Source organism: Candidatus Corynebacterium faecigallinarum, from assembly GCF_052264515.1.
In the GTDB taxonomy this organism is placed as follows: Bacteria; Actinomycetota; Actinomycetes; order Mycobacteriales; family Mycobacteriaceae; genus Corynebacterium; species Corynebacterium faecigallinarum.
Map to the genome: position 1 here is coordinate 1 of NZ_JBQQOC010000034.1, position 20462 is coordinate 20462.

Consider the following 20462-nt stretch of genomic DNA (forward strand, 5'->3'; position numbering starts at 1 on the left):
GGCAATCTGAGCAATCTGGCGGTAGGACTTTCTTCGCAGGCAGCGGAGTCGTAGGATGGTCGGCATGCCCGAGCGAGAAGTGCAGAAGGTGCCGGTGGAAAATGTTCCCGTACGCGGGGACGACATCCGGCTGGGCCAGTTCATCAAGCTGGCGAACCTTGTGGAATCCGGCGGCGTGGCCAAGGAGGTCATCGCCGCCGGTTTTGTGACGGTCAACGGCGAGACCGACACCAGGCGGGGACGACACCTCCACGCCGGTGACGAGGTCACCGTCCATGACGAGGACGGAGACCCCCTGGCAGCCGCGCGGTTCGCATCCAATGATGATGGTGCTGACGACGACACCGACGACTACTTCGACGAAGCAACTGCTGACGACGACTTTGATCCCGAAAAGTGGAGGAACCTCTAATGCCCGCTCTCGTGGCGGAGCCAGGAATGCCGATCTGGATCGACCTGGCTACCACTGACCTGACCAAGGCCAAGGAGTTCTACACCGAACTTCTCGGCTGGGACTTCGACAACCCCTGCGGCGACGGCTACCTCGTCGCGAAGAAGGACGGCATGCCCGTCGCCGGCCTCGGTGAGGTTCCGGAGGACAAGTCTTCGCTGTGGGGCCTGCTGCTCTACGCCCCCGACATCGACCATGTCCACGAGGAGGCGGTGAAGGCTGGCGCGACCAGCATCCTGTCCCCGCGCGACGTCGGACGCCGCGGCCGGATGTCCGTGCTGGTCGACCCGTCCGGTGCGACGATCGGCCTGAAGCAGCCGGCGGGCGACGAGCCGTTCTTCGCCGCCGGCGAGCCGGGCACCCCGGTGTGGCATGAGCTGCTCATCGGTGACGAGTACGATGCGACGATCGAGTTCTACCACGACCTCGCAGGCTGGGATATCCGCCAGCACAGCGATACCGCGAAGTTCCGCTACGCCACCGGTGAGTACAACGGTGCTCCGCTGTGCGGTATGTGGGACACCAGTGAGCTCGACGAGAACCCCTCGATGTGGACCCTCTACCTGGGCTGTGTCGACGTCGACGCGGCGGCGAAGAAGGTCAAGAAGTTCGGCGGCAAGCTGGTGCGCGCCCCGTGGAACTCTGAGCTGGGCCGCCTGTGCACCCTGGTCGACCCGACCGGTGCGCTGGTGAACCTGTGTGAGATCGAGGAGCCGACGCCGGAGTCGCTGGAGGACATCCACGAGCCGGACATCATGGCCCCGGACGCGCCGCAGCCGTAGTCTCCTCTGCCGGGGGAGCCGGCACAGGCCTCCCGGCACGACGAACGTCCTGACCATGCTGCGCTTGGCAGCAGGTCAGGGCGTTGTTCTGTTCCCCGGTGTTCTCCGGCCGGGGAACCGTCTAGAGCTGGGCGACCAGCATGGGGGCGGCGGCGACCGGGTCGATCCCGGCCTCCTCCAGTGCCTTCAGCGCGGCGGCCGGGTCCGTGGCGAAGTGGGACGCGGTCTCGCGGTCCACACCCAGTCGCTCGGCGGCGGCGACGGTGGCCTCCGGGTCCTCGGCCAGGCGGGCCGCGGTCTCCGGGTCCACGCCAGCATCCTCGAGGGTGGTGCGGATGGCCTCCGGGTCGGCGGCCGGGGACTCCTCAGCGTCCTCGCCAGCAGCATCGTCATCAGCGGAAGCGTCCTCAGCAGCACCCTCGGCCGGTCCGTCCTGACCAGCCTCGGCCGGGGCGGACTTGCCCTCGGCCTCGATGCGCTCGATCAGGGCGTCCTTGTCGACGGTGCCGCCGGCGATCTGGGCGGCGTAGTCGGTGGCACCGAAGGCGTTCATCAGGCGCAGGATGCTGTCGAGGTTCACGCCCTCAGCTCCCTCGCCGCCCTCCGCACCGCCGAGGACGTCTCCGACGATGCCGGCGATCTGGCCGAAGTCGAACTCGCCGGCCGCACCGTTGTCGTCCGCACCCAGGGAACCGGCGATCGCGCCGACCTGACCGGCGATGTCCCCACCGTCGGCGCCGAGGCCGAGGGCGCCGAGGACCAGGGCGGCGATGGCGGCGAGCGGCAGGGTCTGCTCGGCATCGCGGGCCTCCATACCGGAGGACGCCAGCGCGGAGCCGAGCGTCTCGCCCAGACCCGAGCTGAGGGCGGACTCCAGCACGACCTCCGGGCCGACGGTGCCGGCGACCAGGCCGAGGAGGTTGACCAGCAGGTCGGTGCTCAGCGGCTGGTCGAGGCCGGGCTCGCCGCCGGCGGCCTCGGCGTGTTCGGTGTTGTTGGCGGACTCGGCCTGGCTGACCGCGGCGTCGGTGATCGGACGCAGCGCGTCGACGATATTGCCGACGGCACTGCCGACGGAGGGCCGTCCGGCGAGCTCCTGCAGCTGGGCGTCGGTGCCGTAGTAGGTGTTCAGGTCGACGTTGGCGTAGATGCCGTCGACCTGGCCGGCGTCGGAGTACTGCCAGAAGGTGACCTCGTTCCAGCCGCCGGGGATCTCGGAGGGCAGGGTCGGGTTGTAGTACGCCAGCCACAGCGGGTACTCGGCGAACTCGGTGGTGTTCGCCATGTCGTTGATCCAGAAGTTGTGGTACGTGTAGATGATCGGGTCGCGACCGGTGAGGATCTTGATCTCGTCGATCCAGTCGCGGACCCAGTTCTGCAGTTGCTCGGGGTTCAGTCCGCCGGATTCCTCCAGGTCAAGCGTCGGCGGCAGTGAGGGCTGGACGCCGGTGGCCAGGGTGGCGGCGTAGTGGCGGGCCTCGGCGCGGGGGTCGGTGGAGCCCGGCTTGGCGTAGTGGTAGCTGCCCGGGGTCACACCGGCAGCGGCGGCCTTGGCGGTGTCGGAGGAGAAGTAGGGGTTGGTGTAGCCGGTTCCCTCGCTGGCCTTGATGAAGGCGAAGCTCTGGCCGGACGCCGCGACGGCCTGCCAGTCGATGGCGGCACCGTCGGGGTGCTGGTGGCTGGCGACGTCGATGCCGTCGAGGGCCCAGGAGGGTACCGGCACGACATCCGTGGCGACCAGGGCGGCGACCGTCACGGCGGAACCGAAGAGTGTGACTGCGGTCAGGCGGGCGGGAGTGGTGAGCGCGTGGCGACGCCAGGGAAGAGAGAACATGCGCAACACGATACACATGAATCACACAAGTCACACATGCAACACGCGCACCGTGTCGCAACTTTCTTCACTTTTTCACGGTGGTGGCGTTCGTGGTGGCCTTCGTGGTGGCGGCTGGGAATGCTCCAGGTAGTACCTCGCGGAACCCTGGGTGGCCATAACGAAACCCCCGCCCGAGGAACGGGCGGGGGTGTGGAAAGAAAAGAGGTGTCGGCGGGTGTGCTGTTACAGGTTCGCGACCAGGGCGTCCGCAGCCCAGACCGGGTCGATGCCGGCAGCCTGGGCAGCACCGATCGCCTGCTCCGGGTTGTTGGCGGCCCAGATCGCGGCGTCGCGCGGGACGCCGAGACGCTCACCGGCGGCGATGGTGGCCTCCGGGTCCTCCAGCAGAAGGTCGACGGTCTGCGGGCTGACACCTGCGGCCAGCGCGACACCGGCGACCCGGGCGGGGTTCTGGATGACGGACTTGGTGGACACCGCGTCCTTGGCAGTGGCAGTGGTGGCAGTGGTGGCAGCGGTTGCGGCAGGTGCCGGTGCTGCGGTGGCGGCCGGGATCGCGGCACCGGCCAGGCAGCCGGCGGCGACGGTGACGGCTGCGGCGCGGGTGAGGAAGCGGCGGGAGGCAGGGGCAGGAGAGGTGGAGAGTGTAGACATGTCAGCGATGATAGCCATGTTCGCGCCGAGCACAACCCCGGCGAGTCAGCGAGGTCCGAATTCCCCGGGGTCGTTGGGGTTCTCCGAACGCCACGTTGTCGGACGCTCTGACGGCCACGTTGTGGGACGCTCCGGCGGGTGCGCGTCGCGGTGGGGGCGACCGAAGGACTCCGGCAGGTGCCCGGCCTGTGGCTGAGGTGGCGCCGCCTGCCAGCTCTGCTGTGCCGGCTGCCCCTGCCAGCCCTGCTGTGCCGGCTGGCCTGGCAGCCCGGGCAGATGCCCGATAGGGAGCGGCTCCGGCACCTTGCGGTAGATCGACACCACCGGGTACGCCCCGACCCTGGCCGCCGGACGTGCCTCCCGGGTGCTCCGCACGATCGCGGTGACCAGCAGGGCTGCCGCCGCGGACCAGGACACCGCGTAGACCGTCAGCTGGGCAGCCACCGAGTCCATGATCAGGTTCCAGCAGGCGTGGAAGAAGAAGCCGGCGAACCCGCAGCAGAGGATCCAGCCGAGTCGGCGCGTCCTACTCAATCCGCGACCGAACACCGCCACCCCGATGCCGTAGCCCACCAACCCGGAGAAGATCACGTGCATGAAGGGCCCGAAGACAGTACGCATGATCCAGATGTCGAGCACCCCGGACACATCCGAGGCAGGGTGGATGACGGCGAGCATCGCGGCGTACATGACATTCTCGAAGACCTCGAAACCGAGTCCCACGAGCATGCCGACGACCAGTCCGTGCCAGGGGCGGTTCCACCACGTCCGGCCGATCTGCAGCAGCAGCCAGACGCCCAGGCCTTTCGCCAGTTCCTCGGTGTATGCCCCGCCGAGGGACATGGAGATCTCCGGGACACCGAAGTCGTGGGCCAGTTCCATGAGATGCCCGGCGGTCGGCGACACCCCGATCAACAACGCACCGGTCCCGCCCCATACGATGGCCGCGAAGGCGAGCAGCATCGGCGTACCGCGGTAGATCAGCAGCCGGGACATCCCGAACCACACCAGCGCCAGGTACACCGCACCGATCCCGAGGGAAAGTGCGATGACCTCCGGGCCGGGGAAGACGAGGTAGCCGATCATGACGAACGCCGCGAGCGCCAGACCGCCGAGGGTCAGCAGGATGTAGGCCCAGGTGAACACGTCCCACGCCGGACGCAGCCGCGGACGCTGATCCTTGGGGAAAGCATCGTGGTAGGACCGCGGCACCTCGGTGACCTGCCAGTCCCCGGGGGCGGGAGACTGTTGGCCGGGGTGCTGGTGGTCGGCGTTATGCTGATCAGGCTGCATCGGCTGCATCGATCCTCCTCGCCATGTCCTCGGCCGCGCCGCGGACGAGGCCGCGCAGCTCACTGATCACCGTGACGGTGTACATGACCGACTCGCCGCCGGCGTCACGGTTGAGCAGGGCGACCGTCGCGGCGTAACTGTCCGTACCGTATTGGGCGGGTTGGACGTTCCGGTCCGGTCGGACGCCCTGCCGCAGCCCCTGCTGCACGCTGACCGGTTGGGTGTCGCGGTAGCGTTGGGACGGCGTATCGTCCGGCACCACGTCCGGCGGGGAGAAGTCGAACCAGGTCAGTGCCTGTGGCTCGCTCACGCGGACTGCGTCGACCTCCGGGGCGAGCGTCGATGACAGGGAGGTCGTCGACAGCCAGTGGAACCTCGCGTCCGAGGTGTCGGTCATGGTCGCGGCCCGCATACCACGCCGGGCGGCCACATCCACGTCTGTGGCGGAGCCACCGACACCGACGACCTCTCCGATATGGACCTCGACGACACCCACCCGCGGCAGATCGCAGACCATTGCCAGAGTCACCATGCCGCTGTCGGCCGCCGCGCAGATGGTGTCGAAGCCAGAGATGTCGATCGGCCAGGGGCTGGAGGGCTTCGCGGAGAGTTCCAACATGCTGCTCGGGCTGTACTCGTCCTCGACCTCGGCGAGGTCCTTCACCGGCACCGCCAGCGGGGCGACGAGGACCAGCACCGCGACGGCGGCCAGGATGAACCAGCGCGCCGTCCGGTGCCTGCCGGTCGCCGCCGGACGGTAGCGTCCGTGCGGATCAGTCGGCGGAAAAGGCGCGGTCTCTGGGGTCCCCCACATGACTCAGAACACTACCAAAGCGTCACAGCGGTTCTTCAGGACAGGAGCCGCGCACCGGTCTCACCAGATGGTGACGCGCTTGTCCTCGTCCAACCACATGCCGTTGTCCGGCCCGACCTCGAAGGCATCGTAGAACTCGGCGATGTTCGAGGCGACCACGTTGCAGCGGTACTCGCCGGGGGAGTGCGGGTCGATCGCCACGTACTGGGCCGACATCTGCGGCCGGATCGCGGTCTGCCATACGCTCGACCAGCGTAGGAAGAAACGTTGCAGCACAGTGAACTCACCGTCCAGGCCTTCCACCGGCGCGGTCGGGGCGTCCTGAACGGTCTGCCCACGATCGGCCAGGTACTTCTTCAACGCGACCACCGCGATTCCGAGTCCGCCCAGGTCACCGATGTTCTCACCCAGGGTGAACGCACCGTTGACCGTGTGGTCGGTCTGCCCGCGCTGCGCCAGGCCGGTCGGCACCAGGCCGTCGTACTGGGCGACGAGCTTGTCGGTCAGCTCGGTGAACGCCGCACGGTCCTCATCGGTCCACCAGGAGTTCAGGTTGCCCGCACCGTCGTACTTGGAGCCCTGGTCGTCGAAACCATGGCCGATCTCGTGGCCGATGACCGCACCGATCGCACCGAAGTTGCCGGCCATGTCGGCACTGCCGGCCTCGGTGTCGACCTCGAAGAACGGCGGACGCAGGATCGCCGCAGGGAAGGTGATGTCGTTGCGTACCGGGTTGTAGAAGGCGTTGACCGTCTGCGGGGTGGTGAACCAGTACTCGCCGTCGCTGGGCTTGCCGAGCTTGTCGACCTCGAAGTCGTGGTTCAGGTCGGACGCCTGGCGGTAATTGTCCAGCAGGTCAGCGCCGTTCGGGCTGAAGTCCAGCCCCTCGAAGGAGCGCCACTTCTCCGGGTAGCCGATGCGTGCGGTGAAGGTGCCGAGCTTCTCCAGGGCCTTCCCACGGGTGGTCGGGGTCATCCAGGACAGCTCGCTGATCCGGTCGCGATAGGCCGCCAGCAGGTAGTCGACCAGCTCGAGCATCTTCTCCTTGTACTCCGGCGGGAAGTGCTCGCGCACGAACACCTTGCCGACCTCCTCGCCGATCGCGCTCTCGACCAGGCCCACACCACGCTTCCAGCGGTCGCGTTGTTCGGTCGCCCCGGACAGGGTGCGCCCGTAGAAGTCGAAGTTGGCCTCGGAGAACGCCTTCGGCAGCTTGCCGGCGCGGGCGGTGAGCACCCGCCAGTAGGCCCAGAGCTTCCAGTCGTCGAGGTCGCGCGCTTCATTGTCGGCACCGGGTACCAGCGTGGCGACGTGCTCCAGGTAGGACGGCTGGCTCACGATCACCGTCGGGGCATTGGCCTCGGTGATCCCGACCCCGTCGAGCCAGGCGACGAAGGGGAACCCGGTCGGCAGATCGGCCAGGGGGGTGGGGTTGTAGGTCTTGTCGGCGTCGCGGGAGGACACCGTGTCCCAGTGGCCCTTCGCCAGGGCGGTCTCGAAGGCGAGGATGGCGTCCGCGGCGGCAGCGGCGCTGTCGGACGCCGACCCGTCGCCGAAGCGTCCCGGCCGCGGCTGCGCACCGGTGTCCTCGACGAGCTGCAGGAAGGATTCGACGAACTCGCGGTATGCCGCGAGTGTCGGGGCGTGCTGTTCCTCGCGGTAGTAGGCCTCGTCGGGCAGGCCGAGGCCGGTCTGGGTGAGGTAGGCGACCTCGATGCCGGCGTCATCGGTGTCGGTGCCTTCGGTGTCTGCGGCGTCGTCGGAGCTGCCCCCGGCGTCCTTCTCCGTCCAGAAGCCGATGACCCCGCCCACCCCGTGGCGGTCCAGTGTCGCCAGGGCATCGACGAGTTCGCCGAGGTCGGCGGCACCGCGGACCGGGTCGAGGTCGGCGTCCAGCGGGGCCAGACCGGCCTGCTCGACACCGTCGTCACCGTCCTCGTCCATGAAGGAGTGGAAGAGCGCACCGATCCGGGTGTCGGGTCCGGCGGACTCCACGATCTCCTTCACATCGAGTTCGGCCTGGTCACGCAGCTTGTGGAAGGTGCCGTCCACCGGGCGGTCGGCGGGGATCTCGTGGCTGGCCAGCCATTCGCCGTTGACGTGGCGGTAGAGGTCGTCGGCGGCGGCCGGGTTGGTGGAGCCGACCGGAGCCTCGGTGATGTTGTCGGGGAGTGTCTGAGTCATGCGCCCCACTCTAGGCACCTGTCGGAAACGTGGGACGGATTGCTGGTTATCGGCTCGGAACCCAGCAATCCCTCCCACCTATCCGACATCCGCTGTGCGTCCCTCCCCGTCGACCTTCCACTGTCGGCATGCGGGGTGGGCCGGGGACCCGTAAGAGGCAACAAACTAGTCTGCGCCAGGTTGGACAGCGCGTGACGCTCCAGAGACGGGTGCCGGACGATCCAGAACCCGCCAGCGCCTCCGGCTAACTCAGCCGCATCGGTCCGGGCGACCACAGGCCGGACCGGCTGTGGGTCTCCATGTCCAGCTCCACCTGCTTCGGCTCCTCACCGGTCGACGAGCCGAACGGGGTGAGCTCGGTGATCACACCCCAGTTACGCTGCCAGTCGTTCTCCAGGTAGGTCGGCAGCTCGGTGCCGTGGGTGGTCATCTGGGTCAGGCCACCGACACCGCCGCCGTAGTAGTCCATCACCGGGGCGTGGCTCTTCTTCCCGTCATGGTCCGGGGAGATCTGGTACTGCGGCACCTCGGCGACACCGGCGTAGTGGTCGAAGGGACGCTGGCAGGGGAACTGCAGCGGCACGGACCAGTCCTGCAGGGTCGGGGCGTCACCGATGACCTCGCCCAGCGACACCAGCTCGGGCACGCGCGGCGGGGTGAAGGCCAGCCACTGGTCGGGGGTCACGTTGAAGTCCGCGGCGCGGATCCGCACGGCATCGGCGTCGTCCGGCAGCTCGTCCAGCGGGAAGCGCAGGTTACGCCACTGCGGGGCGGTGTCGATGTCCAGCGGCTCCATGTCGCCGATCCATTCGACACCGTCCTCGGCCGATTCCTCGGTGCGTCCGTACTCCAGCTTGAGCTCCTGGCCGTACTGGCGCACGCCGTTCATGTCGAGGTGGCTGACCTCGCCGGCGGCGGAGATGATGAGCAGCGGGGAATCCTCGGAACGCTCCGGCAGCGAGTACCACGAGGTCGTGGTCTCCGCCTGCAGCTGCAGGCCGTCGGTGAAGGAACCGATGACCGGTACGGAGTAGCGGTCGATGTCGAACGGAAGTTGCGCGTAGGAACCGTTCGCGCCCGGTCGGACGCTCTGGCCGCCGCTGATGTCGGTGACGTCGTCCTCCTCGGAGGACCCGTAGGCGTCGGTGGCGACCGCGGAGGTCTGCGGGGAGGAACTGGAACTGGAGGAGCGCTCCTCGATCCGGTTCGGGATGTTGTTCTCCTGGAAGCCGCGGGAATTCTCGGAGACCAGGGAGTCGGAGAAGTCGGTGTCGCCGATCGGCTCCAGGAAGGAGTCGTTGGTGTCGGCCTCCACCAGGGCGGCCCCGCCGAGACCACAGCTGTCGCCGGTCAGCGAGGTGAGATTGCCCTTGCCGACGGTGTACGCAGGCCACTGGCCGACGACGGCCTTGCCGAGGGAGGCGAGGTTGAAGACCACCACGATGGCGGTCAGCACGGCGATCGGGGCGGAGGCGACACCGGCGAAACGCTTCGCCTGGGCGGCCTCCTTCTCGTCGATGTCACGCAGTTCATCGTTGGTGGTGGCCTTGGCCTCGCGGATGTCGTTGAGGAAGCCGACGATCACGCCGAAGAGCATGACCAACAGTGCCAGGATCATGGTCACGGTCGACATCTCGATGCCGGCGATCTGCACGGTCTTGTCCCACCACGGCACGCCGAAGCTGGAGATGTACCACCAGCCGTTGGTGCCGGCCAGGGTGAAGGCGAACAGCAGCAGGCAGCCGCCGAGGAAGATGAGGCGGTTGCGTGCCGAACGCATCGCCATGGTGGACGCCGCGACCGCAGCCAGTGCCGCCAGGCCTGCGGCGATACCGGCGTAGACACCGAAGTGGTGGGTCCACTTGGTGGGGGTGAAGGTCATGAAGAACATCGTTCCGATGACCACCATTGTCAGACGCAGTGCCGGGCCGTGCGCCGTGCCGGGCACCCTGCGGTTGCGCAGCATCGAGCCGATGACGACCGCCAGGCACAGCAGCATCATCAGGACGGAGAACCGGCGGGGGAAGGACCCGTCGACGGTCTGCTTCAGCAGCTCGGTGTAGCGGGTCGGCTCCTCGTACCAGGACAGGGACGGTCCGACCGGGCCACGCACGCCGATCGCCTCCATCACCGAGGCGAAGGTCTGGTCGCCGAAGACGGCGATGAGCACGGCGGTGCCGGCGGCGAGGAAGGGGGCGATCTGGGCACTGACCGCGCCGAAGATCTTCTTGCGCGAGGCACCCTCACCTGCCCCCAGCAGCGGCAGACGTCGCACCACGATGCGGATCAGGCCGGACAGGGCGACCAGGATGGATGCCACGGCCATCAGGCCGGTGGGCCCGGCAGCCAGGGAGAAGGCGGCGACGATGACACCGATCGCTGCGGGGAGCAGGCGTCCGGTGGCGATCGCGCGCTCCATGCAGACCCAGGTCAGCAGCGCACCCAGGGCGATGACGGGCTCGGGGCGCAGACCGTTATTGTAGGTCATGGCGAAGGCCAGGAAGACCATCGCGGCGGTCCAGTGCGCGACCTTGCGCTGTCCGATCTTGGTGCCCAGGCGCGGCAGCACCTCACGGGAGAGCAGCATCCAGGTCAGGAAGCTGGCGATGAGTACCGGAAGACGCATCCAGATCGACGATGTCGACACGTGTGTCATCACTGCCAGCAGGTCGTAGTACGGCGCACCGAACGGCGACTCGGAGACCCCGAACCAGCGGTAGTAGTTCGACATGTAGCCGGACTCGATGCTGGAGCGGGCCATGGTCAGCAGATAGCCGTCGTCGGCGGTGTTGGCGCCGATGAAGTACCAGACCACCAGGACGCCGCCGACGACGCCGTCGAGCCAGCGCGGACGCCACCAACCGGCGGGGAAGAACCGGCGTCGGGCGGTGGTCCGTCGGTCCAGGATGTCCATCTTGTGCAGCGCGGTCAGCGAGATGACGGTGAAGATCACGCCCAGGATCATTGCGGCGATCTTGACCATCGAGGGCGAGGAAGTGAACCGGGAGTCCACGGTGACGTCGACCTGCAGGCCGGCGTCGATCGCCGCGGCGGCGTTCTCCGGGGTGTTGGTCATCTCGGTGAAGATGCCGGTGAGCATCGGCCGGATGTCGTCGCCGAAGCCACCTTCCAGTGCATTGCCGTCGGAGTCGGTGGCGTCCGGAATCCAGGCGCGGGTCTCGTTCGCGTCGGAGGTGATCCGCAGCTGGGCGTCCGCCGGAAGGTCAGCCAGGTCAGCGGTGTCGACCGAGAGCGCCACCGAGTTCCGGACGACCACGTCGAGACCGTCGGGGGTGGAGCGGACGAACAGGCCGCGCAGCGTGGCGTCCTCGGCGTTGTCCGGGACGGTGGACAGGACGGTGGTCTGCGTGCCGTTGAGGTCGCGGACCTCACCGATCGGCAGGGTGATGTCCATGTCCTGCGGGTGATAGGCCATCAGCGGCGCGTTGACGCTGGTCAGGTCATTGTCCTGCGGCCAGGAGAAGCTGGACTGTTCCTGGTTGACCGGCAGGAACGGGGTCAGCAGAAACAGGATCAGCCCGGCGAGGCCGGAGATCACCGCGATGCGCTTGAGCCGGTCGACACCGCTGGCGGAAGGGGTGGTGGAGGTAGTGGGGGAATCCTTCGGAGCTGTCTCCGACGGTTCACCCGGTGCATCCTGTTCGAGACGTGACATAGGAGGACATGTTACGGGAGTGACCCGGCCCTGCCTAAGCGAATATCGCGGATGGGCCTGTCCCGGTGCCACTCCCGGTGCTACTCCGGGGTCTACTCCTGGGCTGAGTCCCGGACCGCGACGACGAACGGACCGGCCTGTTCCAGCGTCCAGCCCTGCGCGAAAGCCGAGGCCTGGAAGTTCACTGTGGTGAAGCGCACATTCGGGTCATTGGGGTAGATGTCCTCCGAGAGCCGGAAGGAGAAGGACGCACCAGGCTCCGCCACGTCCGACGCCTCGCCGCGCATGACCATCGCGTGCGGGCCGTCCCACCCGTTGGCCTCGGTGGCGGCGTCCATCGCGGCGAGGAGCTCATCGGGCTCGGAGAGTTCGGTCCACGCCTCGATCTCGGCGTTGCGGTCCTCGAAGCGTCCCAACGGGTTGGCGTAGTGCGAGGTCATCGCCTGGTAGGAGTGGTACGGGTAGTAGGCCATGAAGCTCTTCTCATCGGTGAGCACCACGGTGCCGGCACGCTCCTCGCCGAGGTCGAGCCGCTCCCGGAGGATGGTGTCGACATCCTCGTAGTAGACGGTGGAGTCGGCGGGGAAGAGGTCGCCGCGCTGGGCGTCGCCGTCGGTGTCGGTGTAGGCCAGGTCGATCTGGGCGCGATTGTTCAGCGGGATGTCCACCACGTAGGACGCCGCGGCGAAGGTCAGCACGGCACCGAGGATCGCTGTGACCTTCTTGGACGCCGACTCGCTGACGAACTGCGGGTAGGCCTTCGGGATGCCGGTGTGGCGCAGGTCGTTGAGTGCCATGGCACCGCCGGTGACCAGGATCAGGGCGATGGGAAGCTCCATGCGGAAGCCCAGCAGCGTGGTGCCGAGTACCGGCAGCAGCATCGACCCCAGCACCCAGGCGTAGCAGACCGCGAGGCCGGCGAGCAGGGCGCGGACCTGGCTGCGCTGCACCCGCAGCACCATCCACACCAGGCACACCAGGCCGAGGATGCCCACCAGGTTGAGGTCGAAGAAAGGGGTGGGGACCTCGGTGCCGGCCTGCGGCAGGTAGTGCTGGGCGCGACCGGTGGCCCCGTGTTCGGAGGTGAGCATCGCCAGCAGGTAGGGGGCCCAGCCGATCGCGGCGATGACCAGGGCGCCCAGGCCCACGGCGACCAGGCGCAGCAGCGGTGCGATCTTCTTCGACCGCACCGCGACGATCAGGGCGATGACCACGACGGTCAGGGCCGAGGTGCCGGTGTAGAGGGTGTAGAGGTTGGCGGACAGGCCCAGGTAGATCGCCAGGCCGACCATGGCCGGGGTGGAGCCGCGGACGGCACGTCCGGACATCACCAGCGCGGCGGGGATGCCGAAGGCCACGACCGCGGCATAGGGCTCCTCCGGGGCGGTGTGCAGGACGACGGCGGTGGTCAGCACGGCGATCAGCGTGGCCAGGGGCAGCGAGCCGGTCAGTCGGCGCCACACCGGGACCAGCATGGAGCCGGCGGCGGCGAGGGTGATCAGTGCCCACGGCTGGAAGGCGGCCCAGCCCGCCAGACCGAAGACATTGGCGAAGATGCCGCCGGTGAGGAACCAGAGCCGCGGGTAGAAGCTCGGCGCGTCCAGGTAGGCCATGTCCGCGTAACCGGGCTGGTCGGTCATACGGGTGAAGAACTGGGTGCGGAACGCCTGGTCCACACTGATGCCGTCGAGGTAGAGCCGGGTGGCGGCCAGTGGGATCGCCAGGGCGGCGATGACCAGGCCGGCGGGGGCGAGCCAGCACAGCAGGGTGGTGGCGGCGCGTTTCCAGGTGGCCCACTGCGGGTAGGGGGTGCGCGCGTGCAGGACGGCGTAGAGCAGGAACGCCACGACGACCAGGACGATGACCCCGCCGGCGCTGGCCAGCGCCTTGGTGACGTTGGAGGAGGAGAAGGCGGGCATGTTCGTCCGCGACAGGACGAACCAGGCGCCCAGGGTGACGATGGAGGCTGCGGCCCCGGCGCCGAACAGCTGTCCCAGCAGGTACAGCACCCCGTGGCCGGAACGGTCCGGGTGGGAGGCACTGTCGGAGCCGGGAGCCTCGGTCTCGACAACAGGTGCAGTCTCAGCCGCTGTGGCGGCTGCTGTTGCTGTCTCGGGCGCGGGTTCGGACGCGGCGGAGTCGGTCATGTCGAGAATCTTCTCACAACGCCCCGACACCGTGCCTCTTTGTGCCGCGTTGTCGCGTCCTACTTCTTCATGAGGATGCCGCGGATGCCGGAGTGGAAGCCGTCGCGCAGGTTCACCCGCTGAGACTCGGTCAGCGTGTACTCGTGGAGGGTCTCGCAGGCGAACTGGAGCAGTGGCCGGTTGATCTCCGGGGGCAGGCCGCCGCCGGTGTAGGTGTGGGCCTCGTCGCGCTGATCGTCGTCGATGGCGTTGTGGTACCACCAGATCGCGTACTGTTCGCCGATGTCGAAGGGGCTCTGCTGGCCACCGGACTGCCAGATTTCGGTGGGCAGCGGGACGTAGCGGTTCCGCAGGCGGCGTCGGGACGCCATCATCGCCGGGGTAGGACGCGCCGACCCCGGGGTGGGACGGGATGCTCCGGGCTTCGGCGCGGCGGCGTCCTTGGCGCTGTCGTCACCACTGGCGCCGTCGGCGCTGTCGGTCGCGGGCGCACCTGCGTCGGCGCTGGTGGGAGTGGACGCCCGGCCGCGGTTCGCGAGGTCGGCCGGGGAGGGGGCGTGGGACGCCGGGGTGGCAGCAGCGGACGGTGCTGCTGAGGAGGTTGCGGAGGGGGCTGCCGACGGTGCGGCATCGTTCGGGGTCGCGGACTCTGCCGCAGCGTCCGAGGCGCGAGCGGTGTCGGCTGGAGCGGCGGAAGCCTGGGCTGTGGCCGCTCCGCTGCGACGTCGGACGTCCGGGACCGCACTGGTGCCGGAAAGATCCTCGACTGGTTCGGCGTCACCGATCGGCTTGTGCTGTCGGACGCTGTGGCCGTTCGCGCCGGTGGACTCCGGGGTGCCGTCGTCCTGGCATGGGGCGGTGGTCTGGTCTGTGACGGTGTTTGCGGTCTCGCCTGTGGCGGTGGTGACGGCGCGGTCGGAGCCAGCAGGCTCAGTCACCTCCCCGAACCCGGCGGCTTCAGCGGTTTCAGCCGTGTCAGCTGGCTCAGCAGGCTCGGCAGGCTCAGTCGTCTCCGTCGTCTCGGCAGTCCCGCCAGCCTTCAGCGGCCCTTCGAGCACCTCCAGCCGCATGCACTCGGCGAAGTGCTCCCGCGGATCCAGGATGGTGGTGGTATCGCAGGCGTAGCGCAGGTTGGAGGACATGGAGTCCCAGCCGAAGCCGTAGAGGTGCACGCGTACCCCGCGGGCCACGGATTCCTCGACGCCGGGGAGCATGTCGGCGTCGCCGGAGACCAGGATGATGTCGGTGACCTCGCGGTTGGCGGAGCTGAGCACCATGTCGGCGACCAGTCTGGTGTCGACCGCCTTCTGGGTGCGTCGGTCGCCCCACTCGATGAGTTGTCCGGCTCGAAGTTGGACACCGGGGCAGGAGCGCAGGGCGCGCTGGTAGCGGTGCGGGCCCGAGTCAGGGATGCCGTCGTACCAGTTCTGTCGGTGCACCGGTTGGTTGAGCTGGTTGACTGCCCTGCATTCCAGGACGTTGACCACTTCGGGTAGATCGATCTCGAGTTGCGCTCGGGCGCCTGTGGCCCAGGTGTTGTAGAAGCTGGCGAGCAGGTAGGAGGTGTCGACGTAGATGATTGTGCGCTCGAGCATGGTTGGTGTCCTCGGTGTATTTATCGGGTTTGTTCACAGTGTTTTTCTCCAGTGTGCACCACCTATCGATCTGATTGGGATGGTTGCTGGTCATTGGGCGGACCGTGCTGCTTTCGGCCACCCCCTTGCGTTGTCGAATATGACGTGCGATGGTTAGTTACACAAGTAACGAACCAACGAACGCTTACCGTCGACCGTGGCGTCCAACTGCTGGCCAACAACCACAGCCAGGGAAGGAGGTGAGCCTGGTGGACGAGACAACTGTCCCGCTGTTCCGGCAGATCGCCGAACTCGTCGAGGACTCGATCGTCGACGGATCCCTTCCCGAGGGCGAGCGCGCGCCGTCCACCAATGAACTCGCGGCCTTCCACAGCATCAACCCCGCGACCGCGCGCAAGGGCCTGACCCTGCTGGTCGAACGGGGCGTCCTGGCCAAGAAACGGGGCCTGGGCATGTTCGTCGAGGCCGGTGCGCGCGAGGTGATTCTCGCCCGACGACGGGAGTCCTTCGCCGCGGACTTCCTCGTGCCCCTGGTGGACGAGGCGATGAAGCTCGACATGCCACGTGAGGACCTGGGTCGTCTCCTCGACCAGGTCGCCGAGAGCAGAGGACTGGAGTCATGAACCACACCGCCACTGGCACGGCCACCGTCACGCTCACCGATGCCACGGTGAACCGTCCCACCGCAGGGCGCACCAGCCTCCGGATCCCACCGGTCCTCGGGCCGCTCTCCGTGGAGTTGGGCACCGGCGTGGTGGGTGTTGTCGGACGCAACGGCGTCGGCAAGACCACCCTGCTCGGGCTGATCGCCGGGCAGCTGCGTCCGACCATCGGGCACGTCGTGCACAGCGTTGCCGGCGGTCGCGACGGCACCGTCGGCGCGTCCGGAACCACCTCCCGTGATGCCTTCGACGCCCCGCACGTGATGGCGAACACCAGCCTGACCGGCGTCGACATCGACTACGTGCCCTCGTGGACGGTGGCCTCGATCCTTCAGTTCGCTGCCCGACGCCACCCGCGCTGGGACATGGAGGAGGCGGTACGTCTGGTGCACGCCTTCGACCTGGAACCCGCGCTGCGCTACGGCACGCTGTCGCGAGGACAGCGTACTGCGGTGGGCATCATCATCGGCCTCGCGGCACACACGCAGGTCACGCTGCTGGACGAGCCCTACGTTGGCCTGGACGCCCAGAGCCGCCGCCTGTTCTACCGCGCACTGATGGAGTCGGTGCAGGACGACCCGCGGCTCATCGTGATCTCCACCCACCACCTGCCTGACCTGGAGCGGATCGTCGACCGCGTGCTGGTGATGGAGAGTGGACGCCTGGTCCACGACATCGATGCCGGCGACCTGGAGGGACGGTTCGTCCGGATCACCGGGTCAACCGCGCGGGTCGACACCGTCGTCGCCGCCCTGCCGCCGGCCAGTGTGCTGTCCCGGCAGGACATGGCCGGAGCGTCGCGCGCGGTCATCGACCTGGGTGTGAACAGTGCGGCCGGTACGAATGGGGCCGTCGGGGGAGCGTCGGATGCTGCCCCGAAATGTTGGCCCGACGCAGCACTGGCGGACGTCCACACCGAGGCCGTCGACCTGGAGGAGGCCGTCGTCCAACTCACCGGGGGTGAACAGCTGTGACCACCACAGTCACCGAAGCCACCACGCGGGACTCCACCGGCCCGACCATGCGTTTCCCTTGGCAGCGGCTGCGGGCCGACCGGTCCACCAGCAACACCGTCGTCATGCTCATCCTCGCCGTACTGCTGGCGTTCTTCACCTACTCCACGATGATCCAGTTCGCCTCGGAGTGGCAGCCTCTGCCCGCCATCACCGGCGGTCTCATTGTCCCCGCCCTGGCGACACTGCTGGTCATCGTTCTGCCGACCCGGTACCGGATGTACGGCCTGGCCATGCGCCACTGGCTGCTGGACCACGGACTGCTGGTGGCGCTGGTGCTGGTCACCCACCTGGTCTTCCCGGTGATCGCCCACATCCGACCGATCGCCCAGGCAGAACAGATCCCCGTCTGGACGTTGCTGCTGCCGGTGGTCGGCGTCGGTACGGTGGTCGCGGTGATGCTCTGGCGCTACCGGAACATGCTCACCGGACGCCTCGGTACGACCGCCGGCACCGGGTCTGCAACCCCGCTCTACTACCGGGTCCTCCTCGCCCGCCGCGGCCCGGCCGCCTGGAGGGTCGTTTACCAGCCCATCGGACTCGTCCTGGGCATCGTCTTGAACTTCACCTCCAACGTCTACTTCGACGGCACGTCGTCACTATGGCCGAGTCTCCTGGCCCTGGGCGCCGCAGCACTCGGCGCCTGGTTCATGGTGTCCTACGCCAGAACCACATCCACCCTCGGCCGACCGTCCTGGTCGGTCACCAGCCTCATCGGCGGCGCACGTCGCGCCGGGAACTAGGAAGAGAGAAGACCGTGAACACCACCTACTCAGACAACCTGGTGACCGCCGAGACCCTGTCCCGCCGCTTCGGCAACCGGACGGTCCTGGACAACCTCACCTTCGACCTCCCGCACCAGGGCACCATCGGCCTGGTCCAGGGGCCGGACCGCAACTACTACGAACTCGAAGGAGCAGCTTCATGAGCACGATCCGACTGAACTCCGTGTCCAAGACGTTCGGCGGGACCCGTGCGCTCGACGACATCACCTGCGAGATCCCGCTCGGCCACGTCCACGGCCTGATCGGACGCAACGGCGCCGGCAAGACCACCCTGCTGCGGTCCATCGCTGGCCAGGTCGTCACCGACGGGGAGATCACGATCGGCGGTGAGCCCGTCCGGGACAACCAACCGGTGCTCGACCGCATCGTCCTCGGCGGTGCGGACATTCCCTACCCGCCTCAGATGCGGGTGCGCACCCTGATGGACATCGGCGCGTCCCGCTGGCAGAACTGGGACGACTCCTTTGCCACCCACCTGGTCGACCTGTTCGGTGTGAACACCAAGGCACGGTTCTCCGAGCTCTCCCGAGGGCAGAAGACCCTGGTCGGCAACGTGATCGGGCTGGCCGCCAGCGCCGAGATCACCCTGCTGGACGAGCCCTACCTGGGCCTGGACGTCCAGAACCGGGATGCGCTGTACCGGGTGCTGCTCGACGAGATCGGCGGCGACCCGGAACGCACCTTCATCATCTCCACCCACCACGTGGAGGACGCTGCCCGCCTGCTGGATTCGGTGATCCTGCTCGCCCAGGGGCATGTCACGACGGTGCAGGACGTCGATACGCTGACCGGCGATACCGTGGTGGTGCGTGGCACCACGACGGCGGTGGACGCATTGCTCGAGCAGGTCCGCGTGCATGTCCTCCGGGAGGACGCCGCTGCCGGGGCGCGCCGGGTGGTGCTGGACGCGAGCGGGCAGAGGAGCGTCCTGAGAACTGCCGTTGATGACCTGGAGCTGTCGGCGACGGCCGCTGACTTGCAGGAGACGGTGCTTGCCCGGGGCGGTGGGCGGTGATGACTGTGGCAACCGAGACGAACGCGCCGGTCGCGACAACTGGGCCGAGAATTCTCGGTGGCGTCCCGTTCCGGACTCACCTGACACTGTGGCGCGGGGCTCTGTCGACGGAGCCGATGGCGCGGTGGGTACCGACGGTCGTTGTGCTGATTCTATGGTCGATGAGCGCCAGCGACGGAATGGCTACCCTTCCACGCCTCGCAGTCGGTGCTTTCCTCATCATCGCTGGTCTGACTATGGCGTCGGCGTTCACCATGACCCAGGACCAACTGCGGGTGTTCGGACTCGGACAGTCAGGGCGACAGGCCCACCGGGTACTCGGTGGAGCAATCGGCGTGACGACCTTCTTACTGATCATGCTGCTGATGTGGGGCATCTGGCGGCTTGCCGGGTGGGCGACGCCGGATCTCCTCGTGGTGGCTGTCGCTGTCGTCGTGTTGTCAACGGTGTCGGGAGTGGTCTCCCTCCGGAAGATGGACCGCGAGGTCGATGAGGGAGCAGAAGAAGCGGGAGAATCTTCGAGCAGAGAAAGTAGTACTGCAGGTGTCATCCGGATGGCGATGGACCCGTTCAGCCGTATGGAGACGAATGCCGCGAAGACGAACGGACATCGACGCGTCCTGGACACCTATGCGAACATCGGCAACCGAGCGCTGATCGTGACCTGTGCCGTGATGATACTGCCGGTGCAGGCGCTTCTGCGTGGATTCGCCCACGTGGAGGCCACCACCACGATGATCTGGGTTCCCCTTGCGCTGGTCGTCGTCGCCATGTTCGTCCGTATGGTCCAGTCCGAGCTCTCGCTGAACCAGTGGCTGGTCTTCGGCGGTTCGCGTGAGGACTGGATCCGGGCGGTGATGCGACGAGCATGGGAGATTCCGGTGGGCTTTGGTTCGGTGTTTCTGTCGGCGGCCGTCCTTGAATGGTCGTTGTACGACGGACTCGGCTGGTTGACGGCGAGCGGGGCATTCCCAATTCTCCACTGGACCGGACCTGCCGAATGGTTGGTCGCAACAGGTGCGTTCGCGGCGGTGGGCGCGTTGTTGCAGGCGATGACCTGGCTTGGCGTAGCCGTCACTGTGATGTATCCCCGCCGACAAGGAATCGGGGTGGCGGTGACTACAGTTCTGGGCGTCATTGTGATGCTCGCCCCTCTTGTGGTCATGGGAGAGGCAGCTGACGATACTCCGGGAGCGGCCGGGGCCACCTGGCCAGTGTCTGACACGCTGCCCACCCTGTTGTTGATGATCATCGCTGGTGTGGTGCTCTCTGGTGTGACTGCCGCGGCGCTGAAGGGAGCTGCTCGTCGAGCCAGTGTGCAGGACCATGCGGCGGTGACGTCGTACTTCGGACTACAGGAGCCGGCGCGGACGTAAGTCGACGGCTGGCTGGACACGGTGGGCACGGTGGGCACGGTGTACGCGACGTACGCGGTGCGTGCGACGGGCAGAGAGCCCTAATCCCGCCGTCAGTATCGTGACCTGCGGGTTTGTGGTCTGTGTGTGGGGTGTGTAGATTATGTCGAGTGCCGCAGCGAGCGGGGGGAAGAGATTCCAG

At 67.6% G+C, this 20462-nt stretch carries 16 protein-coding genes; 8 read left to right on the forward strand and 8 right to left on the reverse strand.

The annotated features are described in order from the left end of the window. Nucleotides 1–64: 64 nt before the first annotated feature. The gene (locus tag ACTXPP_RS12840) at nucleotides 65–412 is read left to right on the forward strand and encodes an RNA-binding S4 domain-containing protein (RefSeq protein ID WP_301497224.1); all 348 of its coding nucleotides are present in this window, start codon (nucleotides 65–67) and stop codon (nucleotides 410–412) included. Beyond that, nucleotides 412–1233 carry a VOC family protein gene (locus ACTXPP_RS12845; protein ID WP_301497226.1) on the forward strand — a complete coding sequence of 274 codons (822 nt, stop codon included), beginning with the start codon at nucleotides 412–414 and terminating at the stop codon, nucleotides 1231–1233. The genes ACTXPP_RS12840 and ACTXPP_RS12845 overlap by 1 nt, the downstream gene beginning before the upstream one ends. A 121-nt stretch (nucleotides 1234–1354) precedes the next feature. Here the strand turns inward: ACTXPP_RS12845 and ACTXPP_RS12850 are convergent, their stop codons facing one another. The 8 genes from ACTXPP_RS12850 to ACTXPP_RS12885 all read right to left on the reverse strand — a co-directional run bounded on the left by ACTXPP_RS12850 (nucleotide 1355) and on the right by ACTXPP_RS12885 (nucleotide 15430). Continuing rightward, nucleotides 1355–3067: a GH25 family lysozyme gene (locus ACTXPP_RS12850; protein WP_301497228.1), complete on the reverse strand. Its 1713-nt coding sequence runs from the start codon at nucleotides 3065–3067 to the stop codon at nucleotides 1355–1357. A 225-nt stretch (nucleotides 3068–3292) separates the two neighbouring features. Next, nucleotides 3293–3721, reverse strand: coding sequence for a hypothetical protein (locus ACTXPP_RS12855; protein WP_443342512.1), 429 nt, complete (start codon nucleotides 3719–3721; stop codon nucleotides 3293–3295). A gap of 45 nt (nucleotides 3722–3766) precedes the next feature. Beyond that, the gene (locus ACTXPP_RS12860) at nucleotides 3767–5023 is read right to left on the reverse strand and encodes a PrsW family intramembrane metalloprotease (RefSeq protein ID WP_443342514.1); all 1257 of its coding nucleotides are present in this window, start codon (nucleotides 5021–5023) and stop codon (nucleotides 3767–3769) included. Further along, on the reverse strand, nucleotides 5004–5828 hold the full coding sequence (locus ACTXPP_RS12865) for a hypothetical protein (RefSeq protein WP_301496687.1): 825 nt from the start codon (nucleotides 5826–5828) through the stop codon (nucleotides 5004–5006). Before ACTXPP_RS12865 ends, ACTXPP_RS12860 begins: the two co-directional genes overlap by 20 nt. 60 nt (nucleotides 5829–5888) lie before the next feature. Continuing rightward, entirely contained in the window at nucleotides 5889–8012 is a 2124-nt protein-coding gene (locus ACTXPP_RS12870; RefSeq protein WP_443342515.1) for a M13 family metallopeptidase, read from the reverse strand. A gap of 244 nt (nucleotides 8013–8256) precedes the next feature. Then, complete coding sequence (locus tag ACTXPP_RS12875; protein WP_443342516.1) at nucleotides 8257–11688, reverse strand: arabinosyltransferase domain-containing protein; 3432 nt, start codon at nucleotides 11686–11688, stop codon at nucleotides 8257–8259. 92 nt (nucleotides 11689–11780) lie between these two features. Further along, a complete protein-coding gene (locus ACTXPP_RS12880) occupies nucleotides 11781–13835 on the reverse strand; it encodes a galactan 5-O-arabinofuranosyltransferase (protein ID WP_443342517.1) in 2055 nt (684 codons plus the stop codon). Between the two features lie 59 nt (nucleotides 13836–13894). Continuing rightward, the gene (locus ACTXPP_RS12885) at nucleotides 13895–15430 is read right to left on the reverse strand and encodes an NYN domain-containing protein (RefSeq protein WP_301525619.1); all 1536 of its coding nucleotides are present in this window, start codon (nucleotides 15428–15430) and stop codon (nucleotides 13895–13897) included. Between the two features lie 248 nt (nucleotides 15431–15678). Here ACTXPP_RS12885 and ACTXPP_RS12890 point away from each other — a divergent pair, with 248 nt between their 5' ends. From ACTXPP_RS12890 to ACTXPP_RS12915, 6 genes are all read left to right on the forward strand, one after another. Further along, a complete protein-coding gene (locus ACTXPP_RS12890) occupies nucleotides 15679–16053 on the forward strand; it encodes a GntR family transcriptional regulator (RefSeq protein WP_301497941.1) in 375 nt (124 codons plus the stop codon). Continuing rightward, nucleotides 16050–17066 carry an ATP-binding cassette domain-containing protein gene (locus tag ACTXPP_RS12895; protein WP_443342518.1) on the forward strand — a complete coding sequence of 339 codons (1017 nt, stop codon included), beginning with the start codon at nucleotides 16050–16052 and terminating at the stop codon, nucleotides 17064–17066. Before ACTXPP_RS12890 ends, ACTXPP_RS12895 begins: the two co-directional genes overlap by 4 nt. Beyond that, nucleotides 17063–17848, forward strand: a complete 786-nt coding sequence (locus ACTXPP_RS12900; protein ID WP_301497937.1) for a hypothetical protein — start codon at nucleotides 17063–17065, stop codon at nucleotides 17846–17848. Before ACTXPP_RS12895 ends, ACTXPP_RS12900 begins: the two co-directional genes overlap by 4 nt. A 14-nt stretch (nucleotides 17849–17862) precedes the next feature. After that, nucleotides 17863–18033: a hypothetical protein gene (locus ACTXPP_RS12905; RefSeq protein WP_301497935.1), complete on the forward strand. Its 171-nt coding sequence runs from the start codon at nucleotides 17863–17865 to the stop codon at nucleotides 18031–18033. After that, nucleotides 18030–18905: an ATP-binding cassette domain-containing protein gene (locus ACTXPP_RS12910; RefSeq protein WP_301497933.1), complete on the forward strand. Its 876-nt coding sequence runs from the start codon at nucleotides 18030–18032 to the stop codon at nucleotides 18903–18905. The genes ACTXPP_RS12905 and ACTXPP_RS12910 overlap by 4 nt, the downstream gene beginning before the upstream one ends. A 161-nt stretch (nucleotides 18906–19066) precedes the next feature. Continuing rightward, nucleotides 19067–20281: a hypothetical protein gene (locus ACTXPP_RS12915; protein WP_443342519.1), complete on the forward strand. Its 1215-nt coding sequence runs from the start codon at nucleotides 19067–19069 to the stop codon at nucleotides 20279–20281. The last annotated feature ends 181 nt before the right edge of the window (nucleotides 20282–20462 follow it).

What these genes read in the sequence shown, in the direction of transcription:
- ACTXPP_RS12840 (WP_301497224.1), top strand. Translation starts at nt 65, where the DNA reads ATGCCCGAGCGAGAAGTGCAGAAGGTGCCGGTGGAAAATGTTCCCGTA.
- ACTXPP_RS12845 (WP_301497226.1), top strand. Translation starts at nt 412, where the DNA reads ATGCCCGCTCTCGTGGCGGAGCCAGGAATGCCGATCTGGATCGACCTG.
- ACTXPP_RS12850 (WP_301497228.1), bottom strand. Translation starts at nt 3,067, where the DNA reads ATGTTCTCTCTTCCCTGGCGTCGCCACGCGCTCACCACTCCCGCCCGC.
- ACTXPP_RS12855 (WP_443342512.1), bottom strand. Translation starts at nt 3,721, where the DNA reads ATGTCTACACTCTCCACCTCTCCTGCCCCTGCCTCCCGCCGCTTCCTC.
- ACTXPP_RS12860 (WP_443342514.1), bottom strand. Translation starts at nt 5,023, where the DNA reads ATGCAGCCGATGCAGCCTGATCAGCATAACGCCGACCACCAGCACCCC.
- ACTXPP_RS12865 (WP_301496687.1), bottom strand. Translation starts at nt 5,828, where the DNA reads ATGTGGGGGACCCCAGAGACCGCGCCTTTTCCGCCGACTGATCCGCAC.
- ACTXPP_RS12870 (WP_443342515.1), bottom strand. Translation starts at nt 8,012, where the DNA reads ATGACTCAGACACTCCCCGACAACATCACCGAGGCTCCGGTCGGCTCC.
- ACTXPP_RS12875 (WP_443342516.1), bottom strand. Translation starts at nt 11,688, where the DNA reads ATGTCACGTCTCGAACAGGATGCACCGGGTGAACCGTCGGAGACAGCT.
- ACTXPP_RS12880 (WP_443342517.1), bottom strand. Translation starts at nt 13,835, where the DNA reads ATGACCGACTCCGCCGCGTCCGAACCCGCGCCCGAGACAGCAACAGCA.
- ACTXPP_RS12885 (WP_301525619.1), bottom strand. Translation starts at nt 15,430, where the DNA reads ATGCTCGAGCGCACAATCATCTACGTCGACACCTCCTACCTGCTCGCC.
- ACTXPP_RS12895 (WP_443342518.1), top strand. Translation starts at nt 16,050, where the DNA reads ATGAACCACACCGCCACTGGCACGGCCACCGTCACGCTCACCGATGCC.
- ACTXPP_RS12910 (WP_301497933.1), top strand. Translation starts at nt 18,030, where the DNA reads ATGAGCACGATCCGACTGAACTCCGTGTCCAAGACGTTCGGCGGGACC.
- ACTXPP_RS12915 (WP_443342519.1), top strand. Translation starts at nt 19,067, where the DNA reads ATGAGCGCCAGCGACGGAATGGCTACCCTTCCACGCCTCGCAGTCGGT.